This is a genomic window from Nocardia sp. NPDC055029 (assembly GCF_053608525.1).
The window spans coordinates 38805-54368 of the sequence record NZ_JBSGVQ010000047.1 but is presented as its reverse complement, the minus strand read 5'-3'; the positions used below and the strand labels follow the sequence as shown (position 1 = coordinate 54368).

Here is a 15564-nt window from a genome sequence, read left to right as displayed (position 1 = left end):
GGGCCCCTCAGCCCCAGCCCGGCGGGAATTTGTAGCGCGCCCCGGTCAGGCTGACCGACGCGCGACCCGGCCGCTACTTGGCGGCAAAGTCAGCACGCAGCACATGCTTGAGGATCTTGCCACTCGCATTGCGAGGCAGGTCCTCAACGATCAGCAGCCGCTTGGGGCACTTGTAGACCGCCAGCCGCTCCCGGCACCACTGCTCGATTTCCTCTGTCGTCGGCGGGGCAGTCGTATCGAGTGGCACGACTACTGCGAATGGGACCTCCCCCCACTTGTCGTCCGGAGCTCCGATCACGGCGACGTCGGCCACCTTCGGGTGGTCAGCAACGGCGTTCTCGACCTCGGCGCAGTAGACGTTCTCCCCGCCGGAAATGATCATGTCCTTGAGCCGGTCTACGACATAGATGAAGCCGTCTTCGTCCTGCCGCACCAAGTCACCAGAGTGGAACCAGCCCCCCGCGAAGGCCGCGGCCGTCGCTTCCGGATTGTTCCAGTACTCCTTCATCACATTCGGTCCGCGGTAGACGATCTCGCCCACCTCACCGACCGCGACGTCGTTCATGTTTGCGTCCACGATGCGCACTTCGACGTTGAGCAGCGGCTTTCCGACCGAACCGACCTTTCCCAGTGCATCGTTGCCGAGCAGCAGAGTGGTGACGGGGCTGGTCTCCGTCTGGCCGAATGCGGTGTAGAGCATCGCGTCAGGGAAGGACTCCATGATCTTGCGCAGCAATGCAGGGGTTGCAGGAGCCGCACCCCAACTCGTCACCCGCAGCGCCGACAGGTCCCGCTTGCCGATATCCGGCAGCTGGCAGACCACCTGCCACTGTGAGGGCACCAAGAACGTCACGTTGACCTGCTCGCGCTCCCACAGATCAACAGTCGCGGCAGGGTCGAAGCCTCCCATCGACGCGATCACCATTCGGCCACCGCGGTAGAGGCCCGTCAGGAACATCCCGACACCAGCAATGTGGAACAGCGGGACACCGATCATCCACACCTGACAGTCAGCGGGCAGACCCAGATGGATGATCTGGCTGGTGACATTGTGGAAGGTATTGGCGTGGGTGAGGACTGCACCCTTCGGCCGTCCGGTGGTCCCAGAGGTGTACATGATAAAGGCGGGCGCATGCTCATCCACTTCACGCTCGACCGCAGCCGACGACGCCTCACTGACCACCTGGTCGAAACTCTCGCCCCCGGGAATCACGTCCGGGCTTCCGCCGATGACCAGACAGCGCCGCAGCGAGGGCACGTCGTCCTTAGCCTTCGCGACCACCGGCGCAAGCAAGGCGTCGACCACGGTCACGACGGCGCCGCTGTCAGCCAAGATGTAGCCGACTTCGGCTGGAGTGAGCCGGAAGTTGACGGGCACGGAGATGGCGCCCAGCCGTGCGCAGGCGACGTAGGTGATCACCGTTTGCGGGTTGTTCAGCGTCAGGACAGCGACGCGGTCACCCGCGTCGACACCTTCGGCAAGCAGGTAATTGGCCAGTCGGTTGACTCGGTCATCGAACTCGGCATAAGTGACCGATTCGTCTCCGAAGCGAATGGCCACCTCGCCAGGAATCTTGCGAGCATGCCTTGCCAGCTGGTCGCTGGGCGTCATTCCCTGATGAGGACTGGGGGACATCGGATTTCACCTAACATTCTCTGCGCACGCGGCGACTTGTATCTGGTCTGGAAAGTTCTTGCGAGGGTCGGATCGCCACGGCATGTTGTCCGGTTCCCGCAATCAGGATCGGTGGCTCCGCCGGCCTTACTGTTCGCTGAGAACCGAACGCACGATCACCTCGGGCGCCTCCCAGTTCAACATGTGTCCCGTATCAGCGATGTAGTCGATACGGGTGTTCTTGGCACGAGCCACGATCAGCTCGGCGTGCCAGGCCGGAGTCGCCTTGTCGTCGGTACCGGTCAGCACATGCAGCGGCAGATCCACGTTGGGAAGGTCATCCTCGACGGATTCCTTCGCCATCATCGTCACGCACGGCCCGACTGCTCGTGGCACCTCCGCCAGAGTCAGCCGCGTCGCCTCGACGACATCGGCCGACGCAGCCCAGCCGACGGCGGCGGCAGCCAATTTGCGACCCACCGACGGGATGCGAACGAGGAACTGAGTGATCCCGAGCTGCATCATCGGACCCTGTATCGCAGCCAGCGGCGCGCCCTTGGTCATGTTCCCGGTCTCGGGGCTGACCAGCACAGCCCGCCGAAACCGACTGCGGAAGGCATTGTCGGCCAACAGCCCGAGCGCGACGAAATTTCCCATGGAATGGCATACGAGTACGCCATCGGTGATGTCGTACCTGTCGGCAACAGCGAAAAGATCCGCCCGGAGCTGCTCGGAGCCGACACCCTCGAGTCCGCACGCGGACGAGCCGTGGGCCCGCTGATCGTAGGCGACCACTCGCCGACCACTGGCAACCAGTGCCGGCTGCACCGTCGACCAGGAGTCAGCAGACACCCCGAAGCCGTGGACCAGGAGAACGTCGGGGCCGACACCGGCTTCGACCACACGCAAGCGAGTGCCGTCGGGCCGCACAACGGTTTCCTCCACGCCACTCAGCGGGCGCATCATGTCGGACAGTTTCGACGGAGAAACACTCGTCGAATGTTCAGGACTACGGCTCATACAGCGAACTCCCTTCGGACGCCTGCGTTGGGGGGACCACAGGCGTGACCGGCGACACTATTTGGACGAAGACTACTGACATGGTGACGGTTAGGCAAGAGTTTGACACCGAGACCAGCTCTGGCTGCATCGCCAGACATCCCACTAACGGCTGGTAGAGTCGGGTCCACTCCGGATACCGGGCCACAATGGCCGCGGCGGAGTCAACCGCATCCACCCGATTACTGTCAATAGGACAGTAACGAGGATCTTCCGGTAGTGTCGATGAGATGCCAGAAGCCGTTTCGGATGACGCACCCCCCGGGACCACAGCGGATCGCCCTATGGTCGACAAGTCCGGGCGGCGACGTGTCCGGATGCACGCAGATGAGCGCCGCCGTCAGATCGTCGAGGTGGCGCAACGGCTCTTCGCCAAGTATCCGTACTCGGAGGTCTCCACTGCGGACATCGCCGAGGCCGCGGGAATCCAACGCGCCACCCTGCACTACCACTTCGGCACCAAGCGCGACCTCTACGTCGAGGTCATCCAGAACTTCGCCAGGCTGCCTCCCCTACCACCCGCGCGCAAGCAACGCGCCCGATTGACCGAGGAGATTCAGCACACGTTGAATCGGTGGCTCAACAGCGTGTGGGAGAACCGCGGGACGTTCATCACGATCTTCGAGGCCGGCCCGATCAACAATGATCGCGAGATCGAGGCCACCCTGGAAGAGGGCCGTGAGGCGTGGGCGGCCCGGATGGCGGAGTTGCTCGAGCTGCCAGGTGGGGCAACGCGACCGGCACGGGCGTTGGTCCGGAGTTTCCAATCGATGGCCGAGACCGCGGTCGACGAGTGGCTGCGACGGGAACGTCTCGACCGTGGCGAGGTGCTGCTTCTGTTGACTCAGGCTCTGTTGACCATTGCCGAGCAGGTCGCACCCCACGTCCTCGACCCCAGGGCGACCAGTCGATAAGGCAGCCGGGCGGCCGCCAGCAACCCTTGACGTACTGACAGCGTGCCAGTAACTTGCGACGGAGACTTTGCCCGCCCATGGGCAACAACCCAACTCCGATGGGAGAAACCTTGAGCGACAACAACATTGCCACCCTGACTCGCTTTCTCGAGACGATCGCGGCGGGCGACATCACATCTGCGCTCGAGTTGGTGGATCCCGCCTGCGAACTGAACGAACCCCCAGGGCTCCCGTACGGCGGGACATATATCGGCGGCCAGGGGTTTCTGCAGATGGCGGCCTCCTGCGCCGGCGCATTCGAACTCACGCCCAAATCGATCCAGCTCCACGACGCGGGAGATGTCGCAATTGCCGAGATGGACGTCTCGGTACGGTCGAAGCAGACCGGACGCAGTCTCGACACGTCGATCGTCGAGCTGTATCGCTTCACCGGCGGTAAGATCTCAGGGATCGACGTTTACCACAAAGCTCCCGAGGCGGTCACCGAGCTCACGGTCGACGTCCCGCCCGCGACGTAATCCCAGCTCGCCCCATTCCAGTCGTGCGCGCCGCGGCAAAGGTGTCGAGTCCTGCACCGGGGGCACACAGTGATCACCCCGTAGCCCACTCCGACCCAGGTTGCGTAACTGTCAATTAGTCAGTAGTGTGCTGGAAAACAAAGTGATGCGCGTCACGTCGGTGCGGATCGCGCGGAGCCGACCCTGGCCAGCGATTCGAGCCAACGTATCAGCCCTTCTCCTGTTGCTCATCGCGTTGGCGCTCGGCACCCTGGCAGGCCTATGCAACTCGCCAGGGTGCCATCGCCTACACCGCATCAAGTAGACGGCGATCCGCGAATCCAGGCCCCACGACCGCTACGCCCGGAAGCATCGCCTCCCCCGCGCTGACAGGCAAACTCGTAGACGCCACGTCCTCGGACGCATCGGGATCGGGCCGGCATTGCCCGGTATCCGGACAACAATCTGATTCAATACGCAAGCCTTGGGAGGCTTTACGTGAGCAAGGTAATCGCTGCCGACGGTCATCGCTTGGACGGTGCAGGAAAGACAGCCCTGGTGACGGGTGCGTCGAGCGGAATCGGCCGCGCGATGTCGGAATTGCTGGCATCCAAGGGTTTCGATGTCGTCCTGGTCGCACGTCGCGAGCCCCGTCTGATCGAACTTGCAGCCGAAATCGAACAGCGATGGGGCCGCACAGGCTACCCGGTCCGCTGCGACCTTTCCGATCCCAGCGCGCCCGCCGACCTCGTCGACGTGCTGAAGTCCCGTGGAATCACGGTGGACTTCCTCGTCAACAATGCCGGCTACAGCCAGTTCGGCCGCTATGACTCGTTCGATTGGGCAACCCACGAACAACGCCTGCGCGTATTGGGTATCGCCACACTAGAACTCACCCATCGCCTGCTGCCACCGATGGTCGAACGCGGCTGGGGACGTATCATCAACGTGTCATCGATCGGCGCCATGGGGAACTCGACTCCGCAGGACGCCATCTACGGGTGCGCGAAGACCATGGTTCTGCGTTTCAGCGAGAGCATCGACGCCGAGTTCCGCCACGCCGGAATACGGTGCACCGCAAGCGTTCCGGGGTTCACCGACACCGAAATTTACGACACCAGCAACATTTCCAGCTTCGTCCACGGTAATCCGGTCTTCCGCGCCGCGCTGATGCGTCCCGCCACAGTGGCTTCCCAGGCGTACAACGCGGTCATGTCCGGAAAACCCACCGTTGTCCATGGGCTCCATCACCGGGTCATGGCCGCGATTCTGCTCCATGCGCCGCTACCCATCAGGCGTTGGATGGCCAACAGGTTTGTCAATGATGTTCAAACCGATGGATGAGACCGACCAAGGTTCGATCCGCAGCGGTTTGTCCGTGCGACCGAGACAATCGCACGGACAAACCAGCTGACGGCTAATGCCTACGGTCGCGGATAGCTTCGAAGACGTCGGGGTCGACCAGCGTAGAGGTGTCGCCCAGTTCGCGGCCCTCGGCGACATCGCGCAGTAGACGGCGCATGATCTTGCCCGAGCGAGTCTTGGGGAGTTCAGGAACCACGTGGATCTCGCGCGGTCGGGCGATGGGAGAGATCTCGCGAGAGACTTCAGCCCTGAGCTCGGCCACGAGGTCTTCGCCGGTGTCCTTGGCCTCGGCGGTCAGGATCACGAACGCCACGATACCCTGACCGGTAGTCGCATCGTTGGCGCCCACGACGGCAGCTTCGGCGACACCGGAGTGGCCCACAAGCGCGGATTCGACCTCGGCGGTAGAGATGCGGTGACCCGAGACGTTCATGACGTCGTCGACACGGCCGAGCACCCACAGGTCACCGTCGGTATCGAGTTTCGCACCGTCGCCGGCGAAGTACCAGCCCTTCTCGGCGTACTTGGACCAGTAGGTATCACGGTAGCGGTCGTCATCGCCCCAGATGCCACGAAGCATCGACGGCCACGGCTGATCCAGGACCAGGTAGCCATTGGCCTCGGTCTCACCGAGCTGGACCGGGTTGCCCTCCTCGTCGACGACTTTCGAGGAGATACCAGGAAGCGGGGACATGGCCGCGCCGGGTTTGGCGGCGGCGACACCAGGCAGCGGAGAGATCATGATGGCGCCGGTTTCGGTCTGCCACCAGGTGTCCACGATGGGAGTCGTGTCGGCGCCCACCACTTCCCGGTACCAGCGCCACGCTTCGGGGTTGATCGGCTCGCCGACAGAGCCCAGCAGTCGTAACGACGACAGGTTGTGAGATTCGGGAATCTCCCTGCCCCACTTCATGAAGGTGCGCACAAGCGTAGGTGCGGTGTAATAGATCGTGACACCGTACTTTTCGATGATCTGCCAGTGGCGATGCTCGTTCGGGAAGTTCGGGGTGCCCTCGTAGACGACCTGCGTGACCCGATTCGAGAGAGGCCCGTACACGATGTACGAGTGTCCGGTCACCCAGCCTATGTCGGCGGTGCACCAGTACACATCTCGCCCAGGCTTGTGATCGAACACGTAATGATGCGTGTACGAGGTCTGCGTCAGGTAGCCGCCGGAGGTGTGCAGGATCCCCTTCGGCTTCCCGGTGGTGCCGGAGGTGTAGAGGATGAACAGTGGATGCTCGGCATCGAACGCCTGCGCCTCGTGTTCGGGCGAGGCGTTGGAAACCGTTTCGTCCCACCACAGGTCGCGGCCTTCGGTCCACGGCACCTCGATGTTGGTGCGGCGCACGACCAGCACATGCTCAACGCTCCTCGCGCCGCCATCGGCCGCAAGCGCTTCGTCTACAGCGGTCTTCAGCGGCGCGGCGGCACCGCGGCGCCATTGCCCGTCGGTGGTGACGACGAGTTTTGCTTCGGCATCATCCACACGCTGCCGCAGCGCGCTCGGCGAGAAGCCTGCGAACACCACGGAGTGCGTCAGACCCAGGCGAGCGCACGCCAGGATGGCTACGATCGCCTCGGGCACCATCGGCATGTAGAGGGCTACCCGGTCACCGGCGACCAAACCGAGTTCGGTCAGATAGTTGGCGGCCCGCGAAACATCGGCTAGCAGGTCGGCATAGGTGATGTCGCGCGAGTCACCTGGTTCTCCCTCCCAGTGGATGGCGACCTGGTCGCCGTACCCGTCGAGCACATGCCGATCCACGCAGTTGTAGGCGATGTTCAGCTTGCCGTCGACAAACCAGCGGGCGAAAGGCGCGTTGTCCCAGTCCAGGACGCGCGTCCACGGCTCTACCCAGTGCAGGCGCCCGGCCTGTTCGGCCCAGAACGCCTCCCGATCTTTGGCGGCGCGATCGTACAGAGAAGCGTCACAGTTGGCGTCGGCCGCGAACTCAGCGCTCGGCGGGTACGCATTCAAGTGCTCGGATATGTCGGCCATGTGCCAGTTTCCTTCGGTCGAATCTCGGGTCATCATCAGCGCGAACGAACTCGAGTGGTGCACACCGCCGCACCATCGGGCCGCACCGCATCGACACCCCATTGCAGATGAGTGCACACGATGGAGGTGGATACTTCGACTTCACATCGAGCTCACAGTGCCGGCACGGAATGGTCGCGCGTCGTCACCTATCGCTGTGGAGCCGCGGTGAACCCCATCAGATACCCCGCAACCTTGCGCATCTGAATCTCCTCGGAGCCTTCAGTGATTCGGTAGCGACGGTGATGGCGGTAGATGTGTTCGAACGGCTTGTGGCGACTGTATCCCATTCCCCCATGGACCTGCATCGCTCGGTCCGCGGCCTCGCAACAGAATCTGTTGGCGCGGTAGTTGCACATAGCAACTCGGTCACTGATCTCGAGGTGGTCACGGGTGTCGAGTTCACCGGCGGTCTTGCGAATCAGCGACTGCAGCATCGCTGCTTCGGTTGCCAGCTCCACCAACGGCCACTGGATCGCCTGGCGGTGCGATAACGGCTCGCCGAAAGTCACCCTTTCCTGAACGAACTCAACCGACAGGTCGATGCAGTGCTCGCCGGCGCCCAGGCTGCAAGCCGCCTGACGGATGCGGTTCTCGTGCACGAACTGCTGCGCCACGAGCAGCCCCTCGCCCTCCACACCGAGAATCGCCGAGTTCGGGACAACGACATCGGTCAGTGTGACATCCGCGTGGTCGGTGGGCATGTTGAACGTCCACCGGAACAGATCGATGCTGAACCCTGGGGTGTCTACCGGCACGATGAATGCCGTAATCCCCCGCGCGCTTCCGTCTCTGCCCGACGTGCGAGCGAACACCAGGTCGTGAGTCGCGGCGTGCATCCCCGAGTTCCAACGCTTCGCGCCAGTGATCACCCAATCTCCGTCGCGCCGGTATGCCCGCGTCTGCATCCACGTGGCATCGCTGCCATGCTCGGGCTCGGTCAACCCGAAGGCCAGGAGCCGCTCCCCCGTGATCTGCGGTTCACACAGCTCGCGCTTCTGCTGGTCGGTGCCGAACTTCCAGACCAGACGGACACCGGGGAAATTGCCGACAACCGACGACTCGTCCTGCAGATCGTTGTGCAGGCCCAGTCCCCGGCGCGCCAAGTGCTCGCGGATTACGGCCATCTCTAGATTCGTCGAGTCACCTCCACCCAGTTCGACAGGCAGGTCATGTCGAAGGAAACCAGCTTTGTCGGCGCGGCGCTTCATCTCCCGTAGCAGGTCAAGCCACTCGCTGCGAGGCAAGCCACCGTTGTCGAAGTCGGTGCGCGCCCACTCCCGACGATGGTCGAAGAACCTCTGGTTGTCGTCCTGGTTCTCCAGCGGCCTGATCTCGGACTCGATGAACTCGTCGATCCGGACAAGCAGGGCCCGGGTCTGGATCTCGATGGATGGATCGGTCAGACAAGAGTAGTCGGTCATATGGCGCTCCCAACACGGTGAACAATCGTTCAGAGACAACACGTAGATCGCCTCAATGGCAAGGATATTATCTGGTAGAAGGGTGTCATCGGCAGGAACCCGCGAGGCTGATACAGTGACCACATGTTCAGGCGGAAGGACGGTTGAACGCAATGGCGACTGTTTCTCAGTCCGGCGCACCGCACCAGATGGAGCTTGCGACCGATGACCCCACCGCTGCACGAATCCTGCACACCGCAATCGAAGTGATTGCCGCACGCGGCTATCACGGCACATCAGTGCGAGACATCGCGCAGGCCGCAGGCATCAGCGCGGGATCGATCTACAACTACTTCGGCTCCAAGCAGGGCCTCTTAGACGCGATCATGAACCAAGGTATGGACGCACTCATCGCGGGTACCGAGCAAGCGCTGTACGAGGCACCCACCGATCCCGTCGCTCGCCTGGACGCCATCGTGGCCGCGCATGTTCGCGCACATGCCGGAGCAAGAGCTGGAAGCTATATCGGCAATGCAGAGCTGCGCAGCCTGGAGCCGCCTGCTCTGGCGGTAGTGGTAGCAAAACGAGACACCCAGCAGAGAATGTTCGACCGCGTGCTCGCAGACGGCGCGCGACAAGGTGTGTTCACCACCTCGGATCCGAAGTTGACAGCGAAGTTCATAGTGACCGCGTGCACCGCAGTCGCCAGCTGGTATCGGGCCGAGGGCCCTGTTGGGGTCGACCAGCTCGTCGAGCAATACCAGGCCATTTCCCGCGCCGCCGCCGGGTTTCGAAGCGATTAGTCGCAGCCGCTCTGCATGACCGCCGCGTCTGCCAACTCCCTGATGGCACGTCAGCGACCCGGTCCCTACTTAGGAGTCCCGTTGTTCCCAGGCGCGTTTCTCGCACAGTTCCCTAACCAGCTGGCCGCGCTCGGCACTCACCCGGTGTCCCCCGCTTGCGCCCCGCGCTATCACACTGCGTCAGCAGTCTTCTTCGTGCGGGTGGACGGGTCGGTCGGCGCAGTTGGCCTGATGAAGCGCTTCAAGCCGACTGAGGCCCCCGCCGGGATCGAGCGTCACCGACTGGCACGCCAACAGGGACACTCGTCGAAGGCTAGGTGCGGTCGTCGGGTAGGTCGTAGCGATGTATGAGAAGGAAAGCGCCCGACGGATCGAAGCACACCTGCGGGCTCGACTCTCCGAGATATGGGCACGCCCGGTCACCGTGCAGAACCTGCGACGGCTTTCGGGCGGCGCGAGCCGACACACGTGGCTTCTGGAAGCTGTTCCAATCGGCGAACAGCCCCGCCGACTCGTACTTCGCTGTGATCCATCGGACCGGCCCAATCCCGAGATCATGGCTATCGAAGCCGCGGCATTGACTGCCGCGGCAGCCGCACACGTACCGGTACCCCAGGTGATCGACCACAGCGACGGCACCACCGGTATGGGCAGCGCCTATCTACTCATGGAACACGTAGAAGGTGAGACCATCCCCCGCCGGCTACTTCGAGACGGGCGTTATGCCGGAGTACGTCCACGCCTCGCCGCCGAGCTCGGCCGGATCCTCGCGAGAATTCACTCGATCCCGCTCGATGCGGTCCCCGGCCTGGCGGTGAGGGACCCTCTCCAAGAACTGATTTCCACGTATCGAGCGTTCGACGAACCTCGCCCAGCCATCGAACTAGGGCTTCGCTGGCTGGCCGAGCATTCGCCCAAACCCCGTTCCACCGCCCTGGTACATGGCGACTTCCGCAACGGCAATCTCATCGTCGACCAGGATGGCGTACGCGCTGTGCTGGACTGGGAACTCACTCACCTCGGCAATCCGATGGAGGATCTCGGCTGGCTGTGCGTCAAGGCATGGCGTTTCGGCACCCCAGCTCCCGTCGGCGGGTTCGGTTGCCGGGACCAACTGCTCGCCGGCTACGCCGAGATCGCGGGCACGTGCCCGGACGCCGAAGAGTTGCACTGGTGGGAGGTGTTCGGCACGGTCCGCTGGGCGGTGTTGTGCCGGGTACAAGCCGAGCGGTTCTTCTCCGGAGCAGAAACATCAGTCGAATTCGCGGTGCTGGGCCGCCGGGTGTGCGAGCAAGAGCACGACATACTGCTGGCCTTGGGCATGACGGAACCGACTTCGGTGCCTGATGTCCTCACAGTCCAATCGAGCGACACTGCAGCCTTCGGACACGATCGCCCCAGCGGTGACGTGTTACTCCGAGCCGTCCAGGACCTCCTGTCCCACGAGCTGACACGGACCGACGACGTCCGACTGAACTACCTCGGCAGAGTGGCAGCCAACGCCATCGCCATCGCACGCCGCGAATTCCTGCTGGCCTCCGCCCAGGCCCCGACACATCGCGCGAGACTCGCGGAACTCGGCTACGGGAGCGGCAGAGCACTCGCCGAAGCAATTCGCGACGACTCGCTGGACACCCGCTCGGAGAAAGTCCTCGATGCGATACGCCGCGAAATCGCCGACAAACTGGCTGTCGCCAACCCCGACTACCTCGCGCAGCCGACGAGCTGATCAGGAAACCAGCGACCTGGCTGGCCGAATTCTTCACTGCAGGAACCAGAAGGAAACAAATATGCCCGGACTCGGTCTGACCATCCCACTCGACGGGTTGTCCCTCTCTCAGCAGAACACGACCCTCGATCTCATCCAATCGGCCGGTTACACGGACCTCTGGTCGTCCGAGATATCCGGCGCGGATGCCTTCACTCCCCTGGTCGCCGCCGCCGTCAGTCACCCGACGTTCCAGCTCGGCACGGCCATCGTCCCGGCCTACACTCGAAGCCCCGCCCTCATGGCGATGTCGATCGCCGCGCTGGCCGACGTCGCCGACGCGGAAGTGTCGCTCGGTATCGGGTCCAGCTCCGATGTCATCATCGAGCGATGGAACGGCATCGAGTTCCGCGAGCCCTACCAGCGTGTGCGCGATGTAGCTGTCTTCGTTCGCCGGGCGCTGACCGGCGAACGGATCGACATGACGTGCGACAGCTTCGCGATCAGCGGCTTCCAGTTGGACCGAGTCCCCGCACGGCAGCCAAAACTGTTGCTTGCAGCGCTCCGTCCCAAAATGCTTCGACTCGCGGCCAGCATTTCGGACGGAGCGATCGTCAACTGGCTATCACCGAGCGACGTAACCACGATCGTGCCTTACCTGCGCTCGGTGAACCCGGACGCAGCGATCGTCGCGCGATTGTTCGTCATCCCGAGCGACGACCTCGACACTGTCCGGAACGTCGCGAAGCGGGCGATCGCTGCCTACCTCAATGTCCCTGTATACGCGGAATTTCATCGTTGGCTCGGACGTAGTGACCAACTGGCGCCCATGTGGGCTGCTTGGCGCGCCGGCGACCGCGCAGGCGCGCTTGCCGCGATTCCGGACGCTCTAGTCGAGGATCTCTTCCTTTTCGGCAGTCCCACCGACATCAGCGCACGTATTCAGGACTACGTGCGAGCTGGGGTCACCATGCCCGTTTTAGCGCTCCTGCCCGTCCCAGGAGTCCAGAACACCACGGCCACGATTACGGCGATCGGTCGAAGCTACACCCCTCACATGTAACCGCGACGGGAACCTCGCTCAGACATCGGTGAATCTCGGCGCACGCCATCATGGGAACCAGCACTGCCCGAACGATGGCGGGGTGATGCGCCGAGGTCTACCCGGCTGTCCCGGTGGGCAGCGGCGTCGTTGGCTCGCGGTGGATGAGGCCCAACCGATGGTTGGGGCCGGGCCTCATCGAATCAGTCGACCTGCGGCCAACTCGGAATCACTGCAGGCAGATCCTTGTTGGGACTCATCGTGAAAGAAGGCTTCCTCCGTTCGAGAAAGGCTCCCACTCCCTCAGCGAAATCCGCTGAGCGAATGACCTCTTCGAGGACTTGGGACTCCATCCGGTGCGCGGCCCAGGGGCCATCCGCGCCCCACATGCCCCACATCATCTGCTTGGCCGCCGCGAAGGCCACAGGCGCAACATTATCGCGGATATCCGCCGCCAACGCGTACACGGTGTCCATCAGATCGCTGTCGGGACAAACACGTGTTACCAGACCCGAGGACAACGCTTCCGCGGCGTCGAACAGGCGTCCAGTTGCTACCCACTCCATTGCTCGCGACATACCGACCACCCTGGGGAGGAAGAAGGTGGACCCAGCTTCGGGAACCAGGCAGCGACGGGTGAAGACGAAGCCGAAACGTGCACTCTCCGCTGCGATCCGGATGTCGAAGGGCACCGTCAGGGTGGCACCGATTCCGACCGCAGGTCCGTTGATCGCCGCGATCACCGGCTTGCGCAGAGCGGCGAACTTCAGTGAAGCCTGTCCGCCGGGGTCGCGGGGAGAGCCGTCTGAGAAGTACTCGTCGGGGCGGCGCTCCTTGGTGAATTTGTCATCCTCGGGTTCGAGATCGGCGCCGGCACAGAACGCTCGGCCGCTGCCCGTCACGACGACGACCCGAACGTCATCGTCGTTTTCCACCAGGTCACAAGCCGCGGACAGTTCGCGCGCCATCGTGTGGGTGTAGGCGTTCAAGCGATCCGGACGCTGCAGCGTGATAGTCGCGATCGCGTCGGAGACTGTGTAGTCGATCTGACTGAATTGCATGTCGTACTCCATTTCTAGGCAAACCGCATTTGTCAGGCCGCGACGAGCAGCAGCCATTCGGCCACACACGCCGGCTTGACGCTTTCCTCGATCTCGACCGCCACAGCCAGAGTTACCTGGACGCCCACCGCGGTCGGTTCGACGGCCATCAATTGGGCGCCGGCACGCACCCGGTCGCCGACCTTGACCACCGAGGGGAAGCGAACCTTGTTGCAGCCGTAGTTGATCCCCATCTTCAGTCCGTCGATCCGCCAGATCTGATCGGTCAGCACCGGCAACAGCGACAGGGTGAGGAATCCGTGGGCGATCGGCGCGCCGAAAGGTCCCTTCGCCGCCGCTTCGGGGTCGACGTGGATCCACTGGTGATCGTCAGTGGAGTCCGCGAAGAGATCGATCTTCTTCTGCGTCACCGTGTGCCATTCGCTGAAGCCCAGATGCTGTCCGACATCCTTCGAGAACGCTTCGAGCCCGCTGTAGATCTTCATTCTCTCGCTCCGCTCGATCAGGCTGCCGGGCCGCCGGCCACGTACAGGACCTGGCCGGACACGTACCCTGCACCCTCGCTGGCCAGGAACGACACCGCATGCGCGATATCTTCGGGCTTGCCCGACCGTCCGACCGGAATCTGTTTCACCACCGCTTCCCGGAACTGGTCGAACGGCACCCCCATGCGCTCAGCTGTCGCCGCGGTCATCTCGGTTTCGATGAATCCTGGGGCAATCGCGTTGACCGTGACTCCGAACTTGCCCAGCTCGAGGGCCAGAGTCTTGGTGAATCCTTGCAGGCCCGCCTTCACAGCCGAGTAATTGGCCTGACCACGGTTACCGAGCGCTGATGTGCTCGACATGTTGACGATCCGCCCCCACTTGGCGGCCGTCATGCTGCTCTGCACCGCCCGGCTCATAAGGAAAGCACCACGCAGGTGGACGTTCATGACCGCGTCCCAGTCTTCCGCGGTCATCTTGAACAACAGGTTGTCTCGCAGGATGCCCGCGTTGTTCACCAGCACGACAGGCGCGCCCAACTCCTCGGCGACCCGGCTCACGGCCGCTTCTACGCTGGCCTCGTCGGAGACATCAGCGCCGACCGCCAGTGCGACGCCGCCCGCCGACTCGATGTCGGCGACCACCGGCTTGCACGCCGACTCATCCAGGTCCAGAACGGCGACGGCGAACCCGTCCGCCGCCAGCCGCTTGGCCACCGCCGCTCCGATACCTCGGGCAGCCCCGGTGACGATTGCCGTCCGAACCGCGTCTGTACTCATCCTTGCTCCTGTTGTCTAAATGGGTGACGTATCCACACTGCGATCTCCGGAAGCCGGGGCTGTCGAAGCACGTCGATGCGCGGCGTGACCTCGAACATACTACTGGCATCTAGTCAGTAGTATGGCATTGAGCATCTAGGAGTCGGCCACCCGAAGTGTTCAATACAACATCGCCACCTCGCGCGCCCCGCTTGACGCCCCACCTCCGAACGAGGAATATATCAGTCAAGAACTGATATATCTAAGGAGTGCGCGTGCTGTCAGTTGCCGGACAATCCGAAGCGGAACGCTTCAAGGAGGCCATGTCCTCGTTCCCCAGCGGAGCGACGATCGTCACCACCACCGACGAGGACGGCCGCTGGTGGGGCTTCACAGCCAGCTCGTTCTGCTCGGTCTCGCTCACTCCCCCACTCGCCTTGACCTGCCTGGCGAAAACGGCGCAGTGCTACCAGGTCTTCGAGCGAGCCGAGAAGTGGGTCATCCATTTCATCCATCCCGGCCAGAATGACCTCGCCTACCGGTTCGCCACCAAGGGTGCGGACAAGTTCTCAGACGCCGGCTTCGAATCCGTCGACGGCCTGCCGGTCCTCCCTGGAGCAAGCGCGATCCTGCACTGTTCCGCTCACGCCAAACCGGACGGCGGCGACCACCTCATCCTGCTCGGACATGTGGACAAGACCCATGTCGGCGACGAGATTCCGTCCATCTACTTCAGGCGATCGTTCCACACGCTCGAGGTGCCCTGATGCCGTGGACAGCCCCGAGGGGCACCTGTTAGCCTCAATTTAGTTA

The 15564-nt window shown here is 63.2% G+C and carries 14 protein-coding genes; 7 read left to right on the top strand and 7 right to left on the bottom strand.

The window, feature by feature from the left end; translation table 11 throughout:
* Positions 1 to 73 precede the first annotated feature (73 nt).
* Complete coding sequence (locus tag ACWF9G_RS30095; protein ID WP_452519463.1) at positions 74 to 1612, bottom strand: long-chain-fatty-acid--CoA ligase; 1539 nt, start codon at positions 1610 to 1612, stop codon at positions 74 to 76.
* A gap of 150 nt (positions 1613 to 1762) precedes the next feature.
* A complete protein-coding gene (locus tag ACWF9G_RS30090; RefSeq protein ID WP_452519467.1) occupies positions 1763 to 2578 on the bottom strand; it encodes an alpha/beta fold hydrolase in 816 nt (271 codons plus the stop codon).
* A 413-nt stretch (positions 2579 to 2991) separates the two neighbouring features.
* Here ACWF9G_RS30090 and ACWF9G_RS30085 point away from each other — a divergent pair, with 413 nt between their 5' ends.
* The 3 genes from ACWF9G_RS30085 to ACWF9G_RS30075 all read left to right on the top strand — a co-directional run bounded on the left by ACWF9G_RS30085 (position 2992) and on the right by ACWF9G_RS30075 (position 5429).
* Complete coding sequence (locus ACWF9G_RS30085) at positions 2992 to 3588, top strand: TetR/AcrR family transcriptional regulator (RefSeq protein WP_452519462.1); 597 nt, start codon at positions 2992 to 2994, stop codon at positions 3586 to 3588.
* A gap of 110 nt (positions 3589 to 3698) precedes the next feature.
* Positions 3699 to 4106: a nuclear transport factor 2 family protein gene (locus ACWF9G_RS30080; protein WP_452519460.1), complete on the top strand. Its 408-nt coding sequence runs from the start codon at positions 3699 to 3701 to the stop codon at positions 4104 to 4106.
* A gap of 477 nt (positions 4107 to 4583) precedes the next feature.
* The gene (locus tag ACWF9G_RS30075; protein WP_452519458.1) at positions 4584 to 5429 is read left to right on the top strand and encodes an SDR family NAD(P)-dependent oxidoreductase; all 846 of its coding nucleotides are present in this window, start codon (positions 4584 to 4586) and stop codon (positions 5427 to 5429) included.
* A 73-nt stretch (positions 5430 to 5502) separates the two neighbouring features.
* On the opposite strand, the gene acs is transcribed toward ACWF9G_RS30075, so the two are convergent.
* Together acs and ACWF9G_RS30065 are read right to left on the bottom strand one after the other, a co-directional pair.
* Positions 5503 to 7452 carry an acetate--CoA ligase gene (gene acs, locus ACWF9G_RS30070; protein WP_452519456.1) on the bottom strand — a complete coding sequence of 650 codons (1950 nt, stop codon included), beginning with the start codon at positions 7450 to 7452 and terminating at the stop codon, positions 5503 to 5505.
* Positions 7453 to 7640: 188 nt separating this feature from the next.
* Positions 7641 to 8915 (bottom strand): acyl-CoA dehydrogenase family protein, encoded by a 1275-nt coding sequence (locus tag ACWF9G_RS30065; protein ID WP_452519454.1) that lies wholly within the window; start codon positions 8913 to 8915, stop codon positions 7641 to 7643.
* Between the two features lie 152 nt (positions 8916 to 9067).
* Here ACWF9G_RS30065 and ACWF9G_RS30060 point away from each other — a divergent pair, with 152 nt between their 5' ends.
* The 3 genes from ACWF9G_RS30060 (at position 9068) to ACWF9G_RS30050 (ending at position 12468) form a co-directional block, all read left to right on the top strand.
* The gene (locus ACWF9G_RS30060) at positions 9068 to 9697 is read left to right on the top strand and encodes a TetR family transcriptional regulator (RefSeq protein ID WP_452519452.1); all 630 of its coding nucleotides are present in this window, start codon (positions 9068 to 9070) and stop codon (positions 9695 to 9697) included.
* A gap of 343 nt (positions 9698 to 10040) precedes the next feature.
* Positions 10041 to 11426, top strand: a complete 1386-nt coding sequence (locus ACWF9G_RS30055; protein ID WP_452519450.1) for a phosphotransferase family protein — start codon at positions 10041 to 10043, stop codon at positions 11424 to 11426.
* Between the two features lie 61 nt (positions 11427 to 11487).
* Complete coding sequence (locus ACWF9G_RS30050; protein WP_452519448.1) at positions 11488 to 12468, top strand: LLM class F420-dependent oxidoreductase; 981 nt, start codon at positions 11488 to 11490, stop codon at positions 12466 to 12468.
* Between the two features lie 182 nt (positions 12469 to 12650).
* Here ACWF9G_RS30050 and ACWF9G_RS30045 read toward each other — a convergent pair whose 3' ends face one another.
* The 3 genes from ACWF9G_RS30045 to fabG are packed head-to-tail and all read right to left on the bottom strand — an operon-like array spanning position 12651 to position 14772.
* Complete coding sequence (locus ACWF9G_RS30045) at positions 12651 to 13520, bottom strand: enoyl-CoA hydratase-related protein (protein ID WP_452519447.1); 870 nt, start codon at positions 13518 to 13520, stop codon at positions 12651 to 12653.
* A gap of 20 nt (positions 13521 to 13540) precedes the next feature.
* On the bottom strand, positions 13541 to 13993 hold the full coding sequence (locus ACWF9G_RS30040; RefSeq protein ID WP_452519445.1) for a MaoC family dehydratase: 453 nt from the start codon (positions 13991 to 13993) through the stop codon (positions 13541 to 13543).
* 17 nt (positions 13994 to 14010) lie between these two features.
* Positions 14011 to 14772, bottom strand: coding sequence for a 3-oxoacyl-ACP reductase FabG (gene fabG / locus ACWF9G_RS30035; protein WP_452519444.1), 762 nt, complete (start codon positions 14770 to 14772; stop codon positions 14011 to 14013).
* Positions 14773 to 15026: 254 nt separating this feature from the next.
* On the opposite strand from fabG, the gene ACWF9G_RS30030 reads away from it, so the two are divergent.
* On the top strand, positions 15027 to 15518 hold the full coding sequence (locus ACWF9G_RS30030) for a flavin reductase family protein (RefSeq protein WP_452519442.1): 492 nt from the start codon (positions 15027 to 15029) through the stop codon (positions 15516 to 15518).
* The last annotated feature ends 46 nt before the right edge of the window (positions 15519 to 15564 follow it).

Coding starts and splice junctions, on each gene's coding strand:
- ACWF9G_RS30055 (WP_452519450.1), top strand. CDS start 10,041: ATGTATGAGAAGGAAAGCGCCCGACGGATCGAAGCACACCTGCGGGCT.
- fabG (WP_452519444.1), bottom strand. CDS start 14,772: ATGAGTACAGACGCGGTTCGGACGGCAATCGTCACCGGGGCTGCCCGA.
- ACWF9G_RS30095 (WP_452519463.1), bottom strand. CDS start 1,612: ATGACGCCCAGCGACCAGCTGGCAAGGCATGCTCGCAAGATTCCTGGC.
- ACWF9G_RS30045 (WP_452519447.1), bottom strand. CDS start 13,520: ATGGAGTACGACATGCAATTCAGTCAGATCGACTACACAGTCTCCGAC.
- ACWF9G_RS30065 (WP_452519454.1), bottom strand. CDS start 8,915: ATGACCGACTACTCTTGTCTGACCGATCCATCCATCGAGATCCAGACC.
- acs (WP_452519456.1), bottom strand. CDS start 7,452: ATGGCCGACATATCCGAGCACTTGAATGCGTACCCGCCGAGCGCTGAG.
- ACWF9G_RS30040 (WP_452519445.1), bottom strand. CDS start 13,993: ATGAAGATCTACAGCGGGCTCGAAGCGTTCTCGAAGGATGTCGGACAG.
- ACWF9G_RS30050 (WP_452519448.1), top strand. CDS start 11,488: ATGCCCGGACTCGGTCTGACCATCCCACTCGACGGGTTGTCCCTCTCT.
- ACWF9G_RS30060 (WP_452519452.1), top strand. CDS start 9,068: ATGGCGACTGTTTCTCAGTCCGGCGCACCGCACCAGATGGAGCTTGCG.
- ACWF9G_RS30085 (WP_452519462.1), top strand. CDS start 2,992: ATGCACGCAGATGAGCGCCGCCGTCAGATCGTCGAGGTGGCGCAACGG.
- ACWF9G_RS30090 (WP_452519467.1), bottom strand. CDS start 2,578: ATGCGCCCGCTGAGTGGCGTGGAGGAAACCGTTGTGCGGCCCGACGGC.